This is a genomic window from Bacillus sp. S4, assembly GCF_040838205.1.
In the GTDB taxonomy this organism is placed as follows: Bacteria; Bacillota; Bacilli; order Bacillales; family Bacillaceae_G; genus Bacillus_A; species Bacillus_A cereus_U.
Genome location: NZ_JBFPJI010000437.1, coordinates 1 through 2,357 on the forward strand (window position 1 = coordinate 1; position 2,357 = coordinate 2,357).

Here is a 2,357-nt window from a genome sequence, read left to right on the forward strand (position 1 = left end):
ATTGTATGTACGACCCTGTAACTATATAATAATATGTAGCAAGAAAGCCTTTTCAAAAACATTATCATTCATCAAGGGGGTACTTATAATGGAACGAGTTCAAATGGCCGAAACACTAGAATTTTCTCGTATTATTCAAGGGTTTTGGCGTTTAGCAGAATGGAATATGACGAAACAAGAATTACTTTCTTTTATTGAATCTTGTATGGATATGGGAGTTACTACTTTTGATCACGCTGACATTTATGGCGGATATACATGTGAAGGATTGTTTGGAGAAGCGTTACAACTCAAGCCTTCCTTACGCGAAAACATGCAAATTATCACAAAATGTGGAATCGCTCCCCCATCACCTAAATTTCCAGAGCGATATGTTGCTCACTACAATACGAGTGCTGAACATATCATAAAGAGCGCGGAGGATTCATTACAAAACTTACATACAGATTATATTGATGTATTGCTCATTCATCGCCCTGATCCATTCACAGACCCAAATGAAGTGGCAGAAGCGTTCTCACGCTTAAAGCAAGAAGGAAAAGTTCGTCACTTCGGTGTTTCTAACTTTTTACCTTCTCAATTTAATATGTTAAGTTCATATTTAGATTTCCCGCTCATTACAAATCAAATTGAAGTATCTGCGATGCAGCTTGAGCATTTTGAAAAAGGTACGATTGATTTATGCCAAGAAAAACGAATCAATCCAATGATTTGGTCACCTCTTGCTGGTGGAGAAATCTTTACTGGCCAAACTGAACGTGCTGTACGTTTACGTGAAACTTTACAAAAAATTGCTACTGAGCTAGGCGTTGATAGCATTGATACTGTTATGTATGCATGGTTACTTGCTCATTCAGCTAAAATGATGCCAATCGTTGGCTCTGGCAAATTAGATCGAGTAAAAACGGCTGCAATGGCAACAAAAGTTAACTTAGACCGCCAACAATGGTTTACAATTTTCGAAAGCTCTAACGGACATCCTGTCCCATAATGTACAAAAAGAAGAGCCGTTACTTTACAGCTCTTCTTTTTCATATGTATTTCTCGTCATTGCAAATACACACATATCTCTTAATCCATTTTCATCTACCGCAACACTCGCACTTTCTAAAATCCCTTCTAATTTAAAACCTAATTTTTCAGGTATCGCTCTACTCTTCTTATTTAGAGAATCACAACGAATTTCTACCCGGTTTGCTTTCAGTTCAGTGAAAGCATACTCCGTTATACCTTTTGCGGCCTCTACCATATAGCCCTTTCCACTAAACCTTGAATCAACCCAATACCCGATTTCAAATTGAGGTATATCCCAAACAATACGATGTAATCCAGCAGATGCAATAAACTCGCCAGTTTCTTTCGAAAACACTAGTAATCTCAAATCTTCTCGCTGCAAAAATTGAATATGTGATTTTCTAATACTCTCTTCTATTTCTTCCTCTGTTTGCTCTTTTTGTGCAAAGACCATCCAAGGCTTTAATTCTTTCATCGAAGCTTGAATTGCTTCATATACAACTTTACCATCACCTGGTTTTGGCATTCTAATTAAAAGCCTTTCAGTATAAAATTCAGAAGGAAAATCGAATAACAATGGATTCAAAGTAAACACTCCCCATAATCCTTTTATATTTAATAATATCCATCTCAAGATATATAGTAAAGTTTTTTCTGAATTTTACATTTTTTACTCATTCACCTCTACTGCCACACGAACTCCGGATTCAATCGCACCTTGAATCCATCCGTGATACAGCGTTGTATGATCTCCAGCAAAGTATATTCTCCCCTCAGGTTTCACAATGACTGGCTGTAATTCAGATTCTTGACCTGCTTGAAAAAGAGCAAATCCTCCAAGTGCATATGGATCTAATGTCCAACTTTTTGATATTCCAGACATGAACTCATCATATACTTGACCACCTAATATTGTTGCTAAATTTTGTAGTGTGTAATAGATACGATCCCCTTTTGATAAACCATCCCATAGTAACGCATCATAAGACCATGTATAACTTCCTAACATCATAGCAGGTCCTTTCTCTCCAATTCCATGGCTTGGATAATAGGCGTAACGAATTGGCAAATCTGTTATAATTCTGCCACCTAATTGCCCTTGTTCTTCCCAAAATCGACTTTTAAATTGAATGCCTATTTTCGTCGCAGGCATATAATGCAATTCACGAATTGCTTTCCACTTTTCATGAGATATAGAATCAAATGGATCTACTTCCACAAAACGCATTGTCGAAAACGGAATTGTAACAATAACTAAATCCCCTGTAATACTACTATATTCAAAAGTTTCCTCGTTTCGGTAGAAAGCCGTCACACCGTTATCGTGTTGATGAAGCTTCATT

General features: G+C 36.9%; 3 protein-coding genes. 1 reads left to right on the forward strand and 2 read right to left on the reverse strand.

Features of this window, described 5'->3' with window-relative positions; genetic code table 11:
• Positions 1-88: 88 nt before the first annotated feature.
• On the forward strand, positions 89-991 hold the full coding sequence (locus AB3X48_RS21265; protein WP_016104608.1) for an aldo/keto reductase: 903 nt from the start codon (positions 89-91) through the stop codon (positions 989-991).
• A 24-nt stretch (positions 992-1,015) separates the two neighbouring features.
• Here AB3X48_RS21265 and AB3X48_RS21270 read toward each other — a convergent pair whose 3' ends face one another.
• Together AB3X48_RS21270 and AB3X48_RS21275 are read right to left on the reverse strand one after the other, a co-directional pair.
• Entirely contained in the window at positions 1,016-1,600 is a 585-nt protein-coding gene (locus AB3X48_RS21270) for a GNAT family N-acetyltransferase (protein WP_016104607.1), read from the reverse strand.
• Positions 1,601-1,684: 84 nt separating this feature from the next.
• A partial coding sequence (locus AB3X48_RS21275) for a flavin monoamine oxidase family protein (RefSeq protein WP_367959912.1) occupies positions 1,685-2,357 on the reverse strand: 673 nt, incomplete at its 5' end.